This window comes from Anaplasma platys (assembly GCF_012790675.1).
Lineage (GTDB): Bacteria > Pseudomonadota > Alphaproteobacteria > Rickettsiales > Anaplasmataceae > Anaplasma > Anaplasma platys.
Window position 1 is genome coordinate 666185 of sequence record NZ_CP046391.1, and the last position, 16934, is coordinate 683118.

10 protein-coding genes, 1 tRNA gene and 2 pseudogenes are annotated in these 16934 nt (G+C 43.3%); 8 read left to right on the forward strand and 5 right to left on the reverse strand.

All coding sequences use genetic code 11. From position 1 onward, the window contains the following. Positions 1-753, forward strand: a 753-nt coding sequence (locus ANPL_RS02745) for a hypothetical protein (RefSeq protein WP_236822782.1), incomplete at its 5' end; no start/stop codon positions are given. A 1117-nt stretch (positions 754-1870) separates the two neighbouring features. Here ANPL_RS02745 and ANPL_RS02750 read toward each other — a convergent pair. After that, positions 1871-2695, reverse strand: a complete 825-nt coding sequence (locus ANPL_RS02750) for a hypothetical protein (RefSeq protein ID WP_169193251.1) — start codon at positions 2693-2695, stop codon at positions 1871-1873. Positions 2696-3010: 315 nt separating this feature from the next. Between ANPL_RS02750 and ANPL_RS02755 the strand changes: the two genes are divergently transcribed. Continuing rightward, positions 3011-5401, forward strand: a complete 2391-nt coding sequence (locus ANPL_RS02755) for a hypothetical protein (RefSeq protein ID WP_169193252.1) — start codon at positions 3011-3013, stop codon at positions 5399-5401. On the opposite strand, the gene ANPL_RS02760 is transcribed toward ANPL_RS02755, so the two are convergent. Both ANPL_RS02760 and argS read right to left on the reverse strand, forming a co-directional pair. Continuing rightward, complete coding sequence (locus ANPL_RS02760) at positions 5394-5714, reverse strand: hypothetical protein (protein ID WP_169193253.1); 321 nt, start codon at positions 5712-5714, stop codon at positions 5394-5396. The two genes, ANPL_RS02755 and ANPL_RS02760, sit on opposite strands and share 8 nt — an antisense overlap. Before the next feature lie 230 nt (positions 5715-5944). After that, positions 5945-7684 carry an arginine--tRNA ligase gene (gene argS, locus ANPL_RS02765; RefSeq protein WP_169193254.1) on the reverse strand — a complete coding sequence of 580 codons (1740 nt, stop codon included), beginning with the start codon at positions 7682-7684 and terminating at the stop codon, positions 5945-5947. 316 nt (positions 7685-8000) lie between these two features. On the opposite strand from argS, the gene recO reads away from it, so the two are divergent. From recO to ANPL_RS02780, 3 genes and pseudogenes are all read left to right on the forward strand, one after another. Next, complete coding sequence (gene recO / locus ANPL_RS02770) at positions 8001-8726, forward strand: DNA repair protein RecO (RefSeq protein WP_169193255.1); 726 nt, start codon at positions 8001-8003, stop codon at positions 8724-8726. Between the two features lie 78 nt (positions 8727-8804). Further along, entirely contained in the window at positions 8805-9371 is a 567-nt protein-coding gene (locus tag ANPL_RS02775) for a hypothetical protein (protein WP_169193256.1), read from the forward strand. A 316-nt stretch (positions 9372-9687) separates the two neighbouring features. Then, positions 9688-9927: pseudogene (locus ANPL_RS02780) on the forward strand (DNA repair protein RecO C-terminal domain-containing protein); the annotation flags it as partial. Positions 9928-10317: 390 nt separating this feature from the next. On the opposite strand, the gene ANPL_RS02785 reads toward ANPL_RS02780, so the two are convergent. Next, positions 10318-10390: transfer RNA gene (locus tag ANPL_RS02785), tRNA-Met, on the reverse strand. A 709-nt stretch (positions 10391-11099) separates the two neighbouring features. Here ANPL_RS02785 and ANPL_RS02790 point away from each other — a divergent pair. From ANPL_RS02790 to ANPL_RS02800, 3 genes and pseudogenes are all read left to right on the forward strand, one after another. Then, positions 11100-11339 carry a hypothetical protein gene (locus ANPL_RS02790; RefSeq protein ID WP_236822783.1) on the forward strand — a complete coding sequence of 80 codons (240 nt, stop codon included), beginning with the start codon at positions 11100-11102 and terminating at the stop codon, positions 11337-11339. Positions 11340-11355: 16 nt separating this feature from the next. Continuing rightward, positions 11356-12381: pseudogene (locus ANPL_RS02795) on the forward strand (P44/Msp2 family outer membrane protein); the annotation flags it as partial. A 196-nt stretch (positions 12382-12577) separates the two neighbouring features. Then, complete coding sequence (locus ANPL_RS02800) at positions 12578-14671, forward strand: hypothetical protein (protein WP_169193259.1); 2094 nt, start codon at positions 12578-12580, stop codon at positions 14669-14671. A gap of 1724 nt (positions 14672-16395) precedes the next feature. Here the strand turns inward: ANPL_RS02800 and ANPL_RS02805 are convergent. After that, on the reverse strand, positions 16396-16617 hold the full coding sequence (locus tag ANPL_RS02805; protein WP_236822784.1) for a hypothetical protein: 222 nt from the start codon (positions 16615-16617) through the stop codon (positions 16396-16398). Positions 16618-16934 lie beyond the last annotated feature (317 nt).

Sequence of the window (16934 nt, forward strand, 5' to 3'; positions counted from 1 at the left end):
ATCTCGAGGTTCGGAACCTCACTCAGAATTTGGGCAACTTTCGCAAGTATTATGTGTGTCGCCTCTGTTGCAATGGTTTTTGCTACTTATAGAGCCACAGAAGTTGATCTATTCCTTTCTTATGCTGCTGTAGCAGCAATTTCGCTATGTACACTTATTTGTGTTGTTGCAGCTACGTCGATAATGCTTACTCACGTGCTGCGCTGTAGAAATGAGTATCTCAAGTTCTGCAACGAGGAACGTATCAGACTTGGAATTAAAGAGAACGATGACTTGCCTTACGATCTAGCATCACTTAGGAAAAGCTATTTCTCCTTGCTGGCAGGAAGAATTGCGGTGGGAGCTAGCACGGTGTTGTTAGCTGTAGCAGTATGGACAGGACGCATGTGGTACCAATCCGAGTGGGGGTTGCCAGCGACCATAACACACGAAATGATAGCTGGACTCGTGGGTATGGTGTTCGCCATGTTCATAGTGACAGTACTATCCCTTGATTGCACAAAGGTTATGGCGGCTGACGGTAAAGTGGTTGCATCCTTATATAACAATAATCAGCAGGGATATTGCGAGAAACTAGCGGGACATACTGATGTTAAATCACCGCAACCTGTCCGCGCTGTGCGCATATCAGAACACTTAGCAGAGAGCTCTAATGAGTGGGGAGAACCCCATGTGTATCATGGTCCAGCGGTTTTCCTAGGTAGAGCAGAGTCTTTCGTCTACGGCGAAAATGGCGAGAAAACAAGGGGCTAAAGTTTGTGCTGATTGGGAATCGCATGTGAACAACGCACCTTTTTCTTTTCTCCCTACTAGCACATGCAGCCCCTGCAAGCGGACAATCAATATTATTAGAAGCACTGAATGTGCACCTGCTCGGTGGTTGCCTTTGCTATATCGATTGGACATCGCGTGGGTGTTCTCGCCGGTGCCCCAATTAAGAGCGCTGGCCTCTGCAGGCTTTAAGCAAAGTACAGGCTATTTTCGCGAGTAGACCCATGTGAGTCACAAAGCTGTTATCTTCGTACGGTGTGCTTTCCACTTTAGTTTCGTCAAGTTGCCCATAACGCACAAATTATCGTATGAAGAAAGAGTCACTGTTTTCCCCATTTGCTGCAGGGGTTTATCTGAAATAAGAGGCAAACCCCAATATACGTTCACTGCGCTCAGAGCAATACGAAATGGAAAGCGTCAGCACGAGCAAGTCAGCTTTCTGTGCTTATATCATAACAGTAATAGACAGCGCCTGCTAGTAACGAACGATAATAAAGACAACCGTCTATCACAGTGGAGAAACATAAACTTGATCTCAAACCAACACCCTCTCCACTCCATGAGAAGGAGAATTGCCTTGCTAATGACAGACAGCGGTGTAACAAACTTTCGCTGCTGATTATTGTAACATCATGACAGCTTCTGTGTAAGGCACCAGGAAATCAATCCATCGCCCGCATGCATACTGGTGCATGCCAAAACAGAATAATCAACTCCATATTCATTTGCCAATTTCTTGACACATGCACGGAAACTTCCTTGCCTCAATACAACAAATGGAAAAATGCTGTAACCACACCGCCATATTATGCTAGGAGTACTGCGGTTATGTACAGTTTGTAAGCAATACCTTTCTCAGAGACCATTGCCCTTCCATAGCATTTTTTGCCCGTATTAAAGCAAGATATGTAACCCCAAAAATTGCAACCGTTATAAGAGGAGAATAGCGACCAAAAATCGTGGCATGTATATAAACTAAAAAAGAAATTTTTAGAATATCGCACAACATACACACAAGTCACTGCGTGCGCGCAAGCCTTCTAACTTCGGAACACTATGACAACAACACGAAGACGGTTCATCTACAATACTATCAAGACTATGATACCCCCTGCCCTCTGTGCTTACTACACGCAGTAAGCATATGCGTTAGTGGCATCTCGAGCTCTGCTGAAAAAGCTTCTTCATTTCTGCTACCGAAATCCTGCCCTTTGCTTGCATTTTTAACTGCACCCTCCTGCGCATCCTTGCCATCACCCTTCGTGTTCGCAGTTTTTATAGCACGTATTGCGTGACTATCTTTTAACACAATAGATGATCTCTTCTTTTCATCGTGCATTTTTTCAACGTAAAAACTCCGATCGCGGTCTAAAGCTAACTCCGCTTCCAGCTTTTCCGCATCACCGCTAATCGCACTTTCAGATTCAGAATCTCTATTAGCTACATGCCGAATAAGAACGCGTTCATCTACTACACTACCTTCTCCTGAACCACCACAAGATTGATGCAAATCGTGCCCTCTATTAGGAGCATTACCATCACGATGCTCTGCCGCCATTCTGATACATGCCTCATGCCCACGATGATGACGAACAACTCCAATCTCCACGTCGGCATCACCTATCTCAGCATGTACATGTATAGGTGAAAAAAGCTCGCGAAAAATGCGATTAAACACATAATACACAGTAAAATACATCGACCCCACTACTGCAGCATAAACAATTAGTCTACTAACACGGTCTGTCTGATTAATTGCATGCTCAATATAAGAAACCAGACCCAATCCAACAGCTGAAGTGGCAACAAATGCAACTGCATGCGCAATATATCTACCACCAGAATCACAATCGCGTTCAATACTCAATAACCCATAAGAAAAACCAGAGCGTTCTCCGCCCTCTCCCCTCTCTTCAACCACCATACAATTACCTGTAAAAGTTATCAAAACACAACAGCAGCACCGATTCAAAAACCTAAAAACAGCCTTTACATCTGCAATGAGAACATAACCGCTGTCATATGTTGCAATAATACAACAATATTTGATGCCAAAAAGGAATTTTTTAATATTTAGTTAGAAGATTTCTTGGGTTATTAGCTTTAAAAGTTAACTTAGTCTCATGTAGAAAAGCTATTCCTGGTGATTATTTAAAATAGATCACTTGTATTTCATAAAAACAAGTACTTTTTTATTAAGAAATGTTAAGCTGTTATTAGCATATGTTATAGGCATGCTATGTCGAAAAACGCTCATAAGCTCGGGGATAATGTTCATGGCTTATGTAACGAAAAAGGTGCTTATAGCGCTACAACGGACCGTATGGGCTCAGACGAAGCTGGTAACGCAGACACAGTGGTAGCGTCAGCAGCTACGGGGCCAACCCTGGGGCGGTTTTCAGATGAGTCTCTGTCAAATTGTGGAGATTTATTAGCCTTTTCTGAAAATGCTACCAGGTTTCAAAATAAGCGTTCCAAAATGAGACTTGATGCACAAACAATGTACGCGCTAGTTGCCGATTCTTTGTGTGAAGTGCTATTACCTGATAATCACATGCCCAGCACTCTTGAGGCAAGGAATCTTAAATTAACAGTTAGAAATAGTTATGATCTCGAGCGCGTTGGTCGAGGATTTAGGATAGAAGGCAAACTATATGAGATATCGGAAATTTGTGACAATCATCACGCACAAAGACCCACTTCCCTTCTCCTTTATATCAACAGCATGACCAAAATATTGGTGAGCCATCTCGTATTTCAGATCTCCTCATCTCTAATCCGTAGATATCGCCCCGATGTACCTGAAACTGTCACAGAACTAAGAAACAATGCTTCCTTGCGCGTGGTTTATACCGCTATGGCAAATGCCGTTGAAAGGAAAGAAAAATACCCTGACGATGACCATAACTCCGTCGTACTTTTGTTTGTGCTTCGGAATGGGGCTTTACATAAAGCGCTCTTGCAGCATGACTACGATACCTTTTTAAAAGAAATGCACGTGGCATCGATTAAAGACTCGATGACAACGCACAATATCTTAGCGTCTGCGATACTAATTGTGCTACCCACAATAAGGGAAATGTACAATACGCTGTTAACCTGCATGCTCTCTCTTGCCAGTGGAGATATAGAAAAACACCCCCAACAGAAGCAATACCTGCTAAACAAGGCAAAAACGTGTATTAACTACCTATTACCCTTTAGCATCACATTATATAAAGCAATAGAACAATTGCCACACCATAGGGACAGTAGAACCAAAATAGAGGCAACAATAGAGGATGTCACTTACCTCTTGGAAGTAACGAAAGGGGATGCAAAAACTCTCGCATCATTGATCGAGATTCCCAAAATACCTTACTCAAGTCCCGTGATTTACAACAACGGTAACGGTCTCGAAAAAATAGCTGCAACGCTATTGGTTTTATACCCGGGAATTGAAGTTAGTGGAGATCAAATACTCTTGCACGATGGGAAGCCATATCTCATAAACTTGGGAACAAATAAGATAGAAAAGGATCATCCGTGCTTTGCCAGAACCATCGAAGGAAAATATTCTTCTCAAGAGGAAATTATTGTTGAGGATATAAGGAGACTTTTCGCTTCGATACAAGAACTTGTTCCACATATGGATTGGAACATTTTTATCAAGGAACTGCGAATAATATGTACAAATCTTAGAAGCGAAACGTTTGCCAACCACGCGCAGCAACGCCTTTTGGAAAAGCTTAGAACCAACCTTCTTCCAAGCACACTGTTTGATAAAAAATTACCGCTCGTGGCTTATGAAAGCATATTACCCAGGGTGCATGACATCTTAGCCTTTCTTGACAATGAGCGCCTACTAGAAGCAACGCAACGCTATACCAAACTTGTCTATGGCTTGAGAACTCAGGTATTTTCGGCTGAAGACTTCCTTGAGATTTCGGGATACAAGAGACCGACAGAAGACCGCGTAACAGACACCAGCATCATTGCATCAAGAAAACTTTTTGCCGCCATAGACAAAAGCCACAGGTACTTTGAAACCAGTATCTCAGTACCAACACCGCAATCTTCCTATACACCAACACCGATAACACTTTTAGAAGAAGGATCACATGCGTATAAGATATCAAAATTGTGCCCTAAAAAACGCAAACAACTGATAAAAACCCTTTCAAGAAGGTCTCCCCACTATGTGTTACTACGCGAGCTGTACTACATAGTAATGCCTGTGGTTGCCCTATGTGCTGCGGGCATCGCGTACCTTTTCTTAACTCCCTTAATGCCAGCGAAGACAGTTGTGGTAGCGGTGATATTCTCAATTTCTCTGTTCGCAGTAGCGTTCATACATAAAAAAGTGGCACACAAAACGTGCTATCTAATGAGTATTTCTCAAGAAATTAGGGAAACGGAAACACAATACAAATACTTTCCTGATACTGATAATAACAGACGTTTAGCATCTAACGATAATGTAGAAGCGGGATTTATAGAACAACAACCGTACGCGAACACAATACGTACAATACAACAAGAACCTGAAATATCTCAAGAAAGCGCCGCGTCACAGGTAAGTAATGCAGAAATAGATGTAGACACAGTTGTGCCGCTGCCCGCACGAAATACTGCAGCAGTCCCTACTTGATTCCGGGAGGAAAGTCTTCCTGAGGAACAAATCTCGTCAACAAGTGAGATTTTAGAAGTAATTGTAACGGCTGAAAACGGTGCTGCTCTCGCGAGATAATCTTGGCTTCATATGTATTAAGCACCATCAGCAAAAATGAAGGAAGACAGATACCAGCAAAACCACTACAAGTGGGTAACGCGGTAGCAACCGCACGCATTTTTGACTGATAACGCCAAAATTTCACCTCTACCGGAATAATAAAACTTCCTCCATGAGCGCGTTTGACAATATTTAAGGGAAAAGATCTTTTTCCGTGCCATTTGGTGGACACTCCGCTACGTTAAAGCTTAGGTCCACAATGTTAAAAGCGCATATTCAAGTCGACACCGCACAGGCGATCGGCAAATCCTGATGCGCCCACTGAAAGAGAGGACATGCTCATGAACTATGCCCCTTACACCATAAAACCAATACTCAAAGGGCTGGTGACAATGCACCCAAGACTTTATCCAATATCAGCACATGCGGCTGGATTCGTGTCATTCCTCGTTGCTGCACTGATTATCTCATTTCTTCCATAGGAACTATGGAAAAAATCGCCAACCCCGCAGATATAACCAGCGAGGTAGCAATCGCCAAATAAAGCCGGGCAGACGTGGTCTGTTCATCTCCTTCGACAATAAAACGCATATCCGAGTTCTTAACCCCACATCCCCATAACATATGAAACGCTTCAGCAACTTCAATCAAATAAAACGCTATCCCATGGGGTTCATGGGTCTCGGCTGAATATTTTACGACGCTGGGCCATTTCGCGAGAAGCTTTGCCAAAGACATCTCCTGATCTGAAGATAAAAAGGAAAAATCAACCTCCTCTATAGGTAACAACTTCGTATGACTTCTTACAACAGATCTAACCCTGGCGTGCGCATATTGTATGTAAAAAATTTGATTGTCCTTAGATTCTTCGCACGCCTTAGCAAAATCAAAATTCATTACAGCATCATTCTTGCGAGTCAGTAGCATAAATCTGGTTACATCGCTTCCTACTTCTTCTACCACATCTCTTACTGCTAAAAAATCCCCCTTCCTCTTGGACATTTTAACCTGAGCCCCGTTTTCTAAGAAATTCACTAGATTACAAAGTTTAACATCTATTTGCGCCTTACCACCGCTCAGAGCCTTTACTATTGCTTTGATTCTAGCAACATAACCTTTGTGATCATACCCAAGCACGAGGACCATTCTATTAAATCCCCGAGAAATCTTATTGAAGTGGTACGCAATATCTCCTGCAAAGTACGTCCAAGAACCGTCTTCTTTCTGCAGCGCTCTATTACAATCGTCCCCAAAGTCTTTGGATCTAAATATTAGTTGTTCTCGTTGCTCCCATTCTACGTCATCTTCAAGCCATTTCGGCCTTTCCAACATTCCCCTGCAAACTACGCCACGCTCTTTTAAGTATTCAACACACTCCTCTACAACATTGTCATCTTGCAGTTTGCGTTCAGAAACATACACATCGTGACTGACTCCCATAAGAGCAAGATCCTCCCTTATGGACTCTAGCATGCTATTAAGAGTAAGCTCCCTTATGACATCATCTCTATTATCCATGAACCGCAAAGTGTCCCCATACTTATCTACAAGGGACCTTGCTACATCTTTTAAATACTCGCCAGGGTATAACCCCTCTTCCATCACAATATCGTCACCAAGGACCTCCAGGTATCTTAGATATACCGAAGACACTAGAGTTTTTATTTGGCTGCCGGCATCGTTAACGTAATATTCCCTAGTGACTTTATAACCAACCCATTCGAGTAAATTTGACAGCACATCTCCTAAAACCGCCCCGCGCGCATGCCCCACGTGCAACGGCCCTGTGGGATTAGCCGATACAAATTCCACATTTACTTTTTCACCGCCACCTATATCAACCCTACCAAAGTCCTCCTTGAACTGATTTATCTTCTTTATGACACTATGCCACACAGTTTTTGTACAAATGAAGTTGATAAATCCAGGCGGAACAACATTAACACTTTCAATGCCGGGAATATCACCAAAAATATCACACAAAGTCTTGGCCACATCCATGGGGTTCTTTCTCTCTTTTTTTCCAAGAATCATTGCAGCATTGGTATACATATCACCATGCTTAGCTTGCGTGGGAGGACCTACCACTACTCCGGTCAGAAGCTCCTCTTTTCCATGTTCAACACCTAATGACTTGGCTATGCTGTCAATTATCACACCACGAAAATAGCCAAACACATCTGCCTCTTCTCCCAAAAACATGCTCAAAGTACCTAATTCCCGACAGTTCCAGTATATATGCAATTGCGTTTTCTTTAAACAATACCGACAGCTACATATCCAAGACCAAGAAACAATAGAACAGGAGATATGCCAACACGGACACCTTGAACATATTAGGCTACACCGCGAAACGGTCTGTTATCACCGGTCCATAATTTACATACCATGAGCAGAACACACCCCGTATTTAAAAGAACGTTACGCACTCAAATTCGCTGCACTACTTTAAATGCTCTTGACACTCACCCTCCGAATCGGACAACAATGTGGAGTATCCTACGAAACGTGAATAGCTGTGCAGTGGAGAGAAAACGGAATAGTAGTAAATATAAAACACTATGGGGACACCAGGGTTATACTCTGCGTTTTTACACGTAACCACGGCGTCTACAACGGGCTACTCAGACTTTCTAAAAAAAAGCAACGGCTTCAAGTAGGCGACATAGTGCTGATAACCTGGAGGGCAAGATTGGCAAACAATCTAGGGCACTTCACCACTTGTGAAGTGGTATCCTCAGCGTTTTACTACTACTTTCAAGATAGGATTAAGCTACTTTGTCTATCATCGGTTACTTCCACAATTTGCAAAGCAATTCCCGTAAGTGATGCCCATCCGTCATTGTATGACTATCTAATGAAATTTACTCGGGCCGCAGAAAGCAATGGCCATTGGTATAGTACGTACTTAAAACTTGAGCTTGAAATGCTTGCCCAATTAGGATTTGCCCTAGATCTATCGAAGTGTGCAGTCTACAACACTTCTGACAATTTGTTGTTTATATCACCAAAGACTGGAAAGGCTATATCCGAGACTGCAGGTACGGAATTCCGGCATCTTTTGTTCCCATTACCAAAAATTTTGCTAAGTCTATATTGGGATGAGTACCCTTACGAATGCTCCAAAAGAGAGTTTGCAACCTGTCTAAGAATTCTTGGATTCTTTGTACATAGGCACCTTCTTTCTGGCGATGAAAACTTTTTTGAGCAGCGAAAGATCCTCATCTCTTCCCTGTTTTGCTGATCAGAAATTTAAAAAGTCTTAATCATTATGTGATAGATGGTAGAATGAATTTCGTTTTTATTAGGCGCGAGGGAGCATATGGCTCAGCAAGGTGGAGCAGATATGGGCATGGGGCCAAATCTTGCAAGCGTTCAATCACTATTGGATTCTACTAGAGACCGTGCGGGAGCTGGTGGAGAAGGCGGCGACGACGATAAGTCTGCACTAGCTATCATGTCAGCGGTGATGGCTACGCTTACCGAGGCTATGAAAAGCGACATACCCGGCCACCTGTCTGCAAATATCGATAGGGCAGTAACCTCCATAGGTGCAAATATTACCCCACAAGTCAGTTTATGTAGCAGTTCGAAAGGAAATTCTTTCCTGTTCGGATTTCCAGCATTGTTTGATGGCTTGGGTGAAGGAGCGGGGGAGGATGCTAGCATGAGCAGTGAAGATTATATGTCAGGCGATGCGCAGCACCAAGATCCATGGTCATTTGACGAGTATCCTCATGCTGATGAAACAATAGGACCAGCAGCAAGTGGGCTAGACGGCGTATATCATGACGGGATGGAAGCTGAGAGAAGTCACTACCAAGACTTTTCTCCAATGCCATCTCCTGATGTGCACCAGCCAAGTCCTGGAGAAGAGCATGGCATGTAGTCATTTAGCACACCTTTGTTATTTGCCATCGTCATTATTTTGCTCTTACAGGCAGCTCGTAGGCTTTTATCTCTAATCTCCCAACCAAGTTCTGGTTAGGGAAAGCTTACGTCGATCTAGCCACTTGCAGCCGGTTGCAGTTGTGTATCCCCTCCCCCTTTTCCATGAGATCTTTTCCCCTAGACGTTTACCCTGCTCCGGGTGTGTTTACATAACTTATAGGTGATTGCAATAAACCCAAAACCGTGTGTCGCTATTTCCGAAAAACATTTGCTTTTGAAAAGACACAGAAAGCAATGGCCATTGGTATAGTACGTACTTAAAACTTGAGCTTGAAATGCTTGCCCAATTAGGATTTGCCCTAGATCTATCGAAGTGTGCAGTCTACAACACTTCTGACAATTTGTTGTTTATATCACCAAAGACTGGAAAGGCTATATCCGAGACTGCAGGTACGGAATTCCGGCATCTTTTGTTCCCATTACCAAAAATTTTGCTAAGTCTATATTGGGATGAATACCCTTACGAATGCGACAAAGGAGAGTTTACTCCCTAGGGTATTGCCGTCTCCGAGCAACCAATACCCTATCCTTTGCACAATCTTTGCGCAAATTCTCAAGAAGTAGGATACATAACACAAATACCCGTACAACAAGCACTTGAAAAGCATGGATAGACAGGCAGTGCGTCAAGCACAAACCCTTCACCCCATACTAACATAGGCATATTACAAACAGTAATTGTCCTGTTCAGTGGGGCTTTCTCGCACCCTATAGGTGGCACCTACCACAAGGCTTTGGTAGCCCTTGTCCCTTGATTTCGCGCAAAGTAACCTACCTACAGTGAGAACAACAACAGGCAAGATAAGGAGCGTGTCCCCAAACCACCAAGAACATGCCACCACAAACAATGCGCCAAGCCAAAAAACGTAATACATTGAGAAAGGTTGCGGGGGACGGACTCGAACCGACGACCTTCAGGTTATGAGCCTGACGAGCTACCAACTGCTCCACCCCGCGAAAGAAACAAGGCTCGCACGCCCGAACTCACACAGTAGTTCACTTGTACCAAGTTCTCATAAAAGTGGCAAGTGTTTATAGTAAAAAATTTTTACCTTTTCTTTCAGCAACGACCACGGATCCTTTTTTTCCTGGTTATGTGTATTGCATATCTGACAAATTTCACACTTACATAAAATAAACCTTTGCAATCAGCCTTTATGCCAGTTCTCCGTCTTATTTGAAAACACTAGGGCTCACAATATAGTGAAACAGTACCAAAAATTATTAAAATGCAGTACACGCCCATAAAACACAAAAATGGTGAGAAAAGTTACACGGTCTAGCGATACCGTTCCTAGGCTCATACACTGAGTGAGCTATAGGCCATAAGTAAATATAACAAACAACAAAATTAAGCTGCAATAGCGACCATAAATGCCGCTATTTGCCAGCCTCATCTCCGCAGTAATGTGCCAGTCGAACAAAGCTCTTCATGCAATAAACATGCCTCCATACCATGGACTAATGCATGTAGCTATTGGACATCCCGTGGCAGAAAATGCTTACCTATACACAACCATGCATCTGTAGGGGGAGTGCATTCCAGGTAGAAAAGGAGAACGGGCACCAATCGCTACAGTTTACATTCGTGCAAGGTTAAGGATATACGACACGCACGGCGTGATCAGGTTATTACTCCATGCACAGGGGGAGACTGTGCGTGACTATGTTACTTGAAGCGCATGTGATAAAAAACAGCATATCAGCATTTATAACAGTGTGTATTGCATGTGCCATGGGATATAACCATGTTGTTAAAACTAAAATACCCATGCCGTTTCCAGAAGAAGCAGAATACGATCAGGTAGAAAACCACCATTTCCCTGAGGAGATTGAATGTGCCAAACTACGGAAAAAACCGCAACATCAATTTCCTCCCCCTCCTTTGAAAAAATGCCAAAAGTGATACTTCCAGCAGTGGTTACGTTGGCCTAAGTTACAGTCCGGCATGGCAGCGCATCACTGACTTTGATATAGGAGCGAACGATGGCAGTACGGTGGCACGATATCCAGCGTTGCCACGGAGCAAATCGAACACGACCACAAGTTTTAACTGGCGGGTACAGGATCCGCGGATCCAGTTTGAAAGCAACACTGACTGGGCGATGGAAGGCAGTGTTGGTTATAAGAAAAATGGCGCACGGATAGAAGTTGAATTAGGCTATGAAAAATTTGAAGCTAGAGGAATAGGCCCTGGTGGAAAGTATGCGAGAACGGAAACAGTACACCTTTTGGCGAAAGAGCTAGCGCATGATGTGGTAAGTGGCAAGACCGAACGTCTCGGGCATGTCTTAGCGGCGACGGCGCCACGGGACATCGTTGCGTTCGCCCAGGCCGTAGGACGGACGAGCCCATCAATTGACCCCAAGGTTTGTAATAAGAAGGTTGCGGTGGATGATAGGTGGGACGTGTTGCTTGGTAGGGGCGCGAGTGGCGGTGGGGCGAGGAGAGTTAAGGATCCAGCGTGGAGTTGCGTCGACTATGAGGGTGATACGTTAAACGTGGACACGATCGACCAAGAGAGCATAGGAGGTGTGAGGCCGGGTCGGATGAATGAGTTTAGCGCCCGTTATAGGAATACAAAGCGCGCGGCGGAGCTGAGGCCGGATGACAATGGCATCCGCAGAGCGTTTAAATTCGAGATGGTACGCAGTAGCGACGGCGCATTACGTAGTATGCGCATAGCGGACCCAACGAGACGCGTCGGTACGGCCACTGTGACGACGCAACCACGGCCAGGCGCCGTGGGAACGACATCCGTGGAGGTTAAGGAACACGTATGGTACATCAACAAGCAAACCAACCGTGGCTGGCCGGGGACAGCGGAAGGGAAGATAAACACTGCTCAGGGTATGGCTGGGGTCTGGCGTCTCTGGCGTCTCTGGCGTCTCTGGCGTCTCTGGCGTCTCTGGCGTCTACATCTTCTTCGTGCATGTCATAAAAATTAATATTTTAAGAAAAAGATGGTTCTCATGAAATATAGGTTATAGAATAAGCTCGATAGCCTATGAAAGGCGTAATATGCACGTCTGTGGCTGTTTCTTTTTACCTTTATGAGGTTTTTATGTCATGGGTGAGGGTTATTCCTGACTAAAAGAAGTTTTGCAGCTACGTTGAATGCGAAATTGGGGTGAGAGGGAATGTATGCTAGGTAGTGAATGTTCTGCAAGAAAAGATAAGGAGGGAAGTATTAGAAGCGCGTTCCTTAGCGAGAATTGTGCTCCGATGAGACTTAAGAGTGCTGTATCAGAGGCTGACGCTATTGCAATAAGATTGAAAAAGTCCACAACGGTGATTTTTTCATTTGTGATGGCGATCGCTTTAGCTGTCATCGTAGCGCTTGCGCTTAATTATCGCTTTTTAGGCCATAGCATAACAATAAGTGCAATCACGGCAGATGTTTTACTAATAGTCGTTAGTGCTGGTTTATTCTCCGCTGCCACAATCAAAACTCGTAGGAATCAGCTTATAGCAGAAAAAGTGCATGAGTTTAACGAAACAAAAAAACATGGTGAGGAGGAAGAAATAACAATGCTTGTAAAGCCAGCTGTGGCGCCGCGTATTTCCGTAAGTTGTGAAGCGGTTACAGCGGAGGAAAAACTTCGGTACGAAGCTTCCGCACTTTTAGTGAAGCGTGCCAGAGATTCCTTGCAGGGTAAAATCACAACTGGAGCGTCTGAAATAGCCCGTATCATACACGATCCGTTTCTAGAGCGTGATGTTATTGTACGAAAAAACTATGCAGTGGGTGATTTAGAGATATCATCGATATATTTTTCTAGAAATGGCAAAAGGAAAACTTATCTGGAGCCACAGGGAATAGATTCGCGCATTATAATTAAAGTTCCTACGTGGTTTAAGGGCGTTACGTTTGTGCCCGATAAAGTCCATTATGGGGGTTACGGAAAAAGGAGGGGCATACATCCTAGATGCGTTGTGGATCTGGAATCACGAGACGGCATTTGGAGTGTTATAACTGGAGGCTTTGATAACTCGTGGGGCGTATCGGATAGTAGGAGAATGGTGCGTGGTTACGTTCTCTATCAGAGGATCTTCCTCAACGAGAGCCTTGCACGCGTTCAGGATAGCAATGGCGGTGAAATAAAAAATTGCCTTATCTCTACTGGTAGTGCTGCTGATTTAATCAGGTATGGGGATTGTATTACAAGGGCATTGCAAGATCCCTATCCACGCATTAATAGCAGCACGTGTGGCGAGGAGATTGAGAGAAGAAGAGCTTTTCTTCAGGGGATGGAGCTGGAGGATATCCCTGATCATTTAAGAAGCGGAACTCCATTGAATGCGCTCAAGGTTTTATGTGTACTATCACACTCACATGATGCATTGCTAAAGGAATTAACACTAGTTAATCAAACTGAGATTATTATAGCATTTCTTAGTAGCCCATGTTTGGGCACTTTTATAGTGCAGCGCATTTTAGAAGGACTCTTGGTTGTAGGAGAGCATGGAAATTGGCAAATTCCCCCTTCATATGATGACATACCACGTGTTGCAATGTGCATACCAGGTCTCTGCGATAATCTGCGGGTTTTTGCTGAGAACATTTTGAAAAGACCTGATAGTCGCATTGATGACAATTTTATGGAAAGTGCCATAAGTGCCACAAGTCAAGTGTCTTTTGCGTCAACGTGTCCTGTAGTAGAACTCACAGATGGTGAAGTAGAAAGACAACCACAGCGAAGACACAGGAAGAATTTGTTGAAAGAAAATGAGAAACGCCTGAGCAGGGCCATGTTTTTGTGTGCAGCTTCGGTGATAGAAGGTGTTTCGTTTAGTGATATTGAGACTCGGGAGGAGTATGGAGAATACAGGGAAATTGCAGTAAACTATATAGATAGGTGTCATGCGCTTAAAGAGATTGTTACCAAGCTTGTAGAGGGAATTTATAAGGACGGCTGGATGGATTGCACTAAGATAGGATATCTCGTGGAATTAGCAGCCTCCTTGCAGGTCAGGTTCATGTTTCAAGGTGTCAGAGCAGCGCGTGTATTGTTGTCAGTTGCACGCGAAGATAGTGCGGAGAGCATGGCACGGGTTCTTTATGAATCCCTGCATTGCGGTAAGATAAAAGAAGATTTGTATCGGGTGTTTTCTAGCCTTCTTAATGCATCTGTAGATGTTCCAACGTTGTTGCCAAGCGGTAGTATTGATTTGCCTTACTTATCGTTGCCATATCGTCGTTTCTCTACTTCAGGGATAAGAGGTGTTAGCACTTAGGATAGACAAAACCGGGTAAGTAAGCTTGGATCGTTTTGATTATGGCGCTAGCTGGTTGTGTTGGTGACACCGGCTCTTTCATCATTTTAGACAAATTGGCCGGGCATGCTCAGTGGTTTTGCACAAGATAATAGGCGGTCATTCGCATCTTACGTGAGTACCTTCCCTTTTCGGTTTTGATTGTGTTTGTGCAGAAGAGGTCTTTGTTCAGACCTTTTAATCGTTCGTTGGAGCAGTTTCTTTTGTTTCTCTATTCCTAAGAGCAGCGGTTTTTCGTATCTGTGGGCAAGCTGTAGGTAAATCTTGAAAACGTAAAGAAAGGAAAATATTTTAGCACCTACTTCCGTTAATTCTAGATCTATGTCGGTTTTGCGCTTTTTACACGTAAAACTCACCCTGTAGGCTGGGGAGGATTTAAAGCTTTTTAGTATTGTAACCGCCAGGATTTATTATCGCTAGTTTCTTCTGCGATTAGGGATCGAACGAAAAACCAGGCTTTGTGAAAAAAAACAAAAGTGGCAAGTTCTTTGGTTAGCGCGTTAACGATGACTTGTACGTTTTCAACTAGGAAAGGCACATTTGCTAAAATCCCCTATGATATCCCGATACGATATTTACTATTTTAGATGTTGCCGATGTAGAACCATTCTACTGCCCCACTGGTAGTGTTTCAGTAAATCTCGAAAAGAGAAGATTTAAGTCTACCTGAAGAATCTATAAATAAGGGACCGAGCCGCCTATAGCTGTGTGCAAAGTGGCATATATTTCAGAACTTTTCTAAGCATTTTTTGATCACAAAGTCAAGCCAAGGCTTAATACGTCAATATTATCAAGTGGTTACATTGTTCAAGAGGTATTACTGGCTTACTAGAAGTACTTTTTGTCATGGCGCAATAGTTTTTAGCCCTGTGGTATTTGTGAAATACAATGCATATGGAAAAGCAATACAGCATCATTCTGGCTGCTAGATCAAAACAAGTAAAAAAGCCGCTGTGTGGACTCTTTTTGTACGAGGTGCTTTTTTTTCGTAAGGTTATCAAATTCCACAACAGCATCGGTTCAACTGGTCGAAGTTCCCCGTCGGTCACGATTTGTAACGTGTCTGGCTGGTCCCGAATCTTCACGATTCTTGTCTGTCATTTCAGGTCTTCGAAATACAAGCTAAACGTTGTGTTGACCGTCACGTAACAGCAGGCACGACGGCTCCTTCTTCCGTAGGCCCTGCATTGTCCACGCAGCTCCATTTCCCACGTTTCTCATTCCCAGAATGGTCTTGTCCCACCCTTCTTCTTACAAATCTTCCCATCAATCTACTTAGCCTGATGGCCAACTGCCTGTGCTAAAGCTACTATTTCCTTTTTTTACCTTAATGGTTACAACCGAGAGTTGTTTGGTATGTTGTGCTTTGTAGTTTATATGATGGGAAAAAAGTTGTGTAATAAATACTGCACTTCAATTCCCTTGTTCTTCTTCGATTGTGCCATTAACCTCCGTACCTAGATTGCAGAAACAGTCTTCAATAGTGGCACTATAAGTACTTTTTTCCCTCTTGCAGTTAGGTGCATAGGCCTTTATCTATCTCGATCTCTTGTTTTCTTTCTTGAAGCAAGCACCGATCCATCCTTTGTTTCCCCTTTACAAGTATTTTGTGCCACATCTTAACGATACGGGGGTTATAACAGCTCTTCATGGCTCTCAGTCCCTTATCCCACTACTACCATCAATCACCATCCTCCTTGCGACTTCTTAATTCCCTTTAATAGCCTTACCTCTTTTCCAATATGATATACTTCGCGTGTCGATCGGGCCTTCTGCTTCGAATCTGTTGAAGAACGCAAAAAATTTCTGTGCTTGTTCGGTGATAAAATATCTTTTTTCAATAGATTCCAACCCAAGCACTCCACTCTGAAGTACTTAATCGTACCCATCGTATCCCTTTTACTCATATCAGAGCGAGTTATCTATCCTCTTTCCTGGCGAAGCATGGCATTATTCGACAATTGCACGTCAGTTACTTGAGATACACAATCCCTCAATCATTAGCTCGAATATTTAAGAAGTTATATTAGTGTTTGGGGGAAATAAAAACTCTCATCACCAGCTCCTATTGTTGCGTTGTAGAAATATGGGGAATGTAAATAAGAAGTAAAAAAGGGGGTGTTTTCTTTACTTTTATTAAAAATATGAATAATTTTACTGCGACTACTGTGCATCTTGTAAGGCACAATATGCCTTTAGTAAAGGATAAATGTGTTGCTATGAT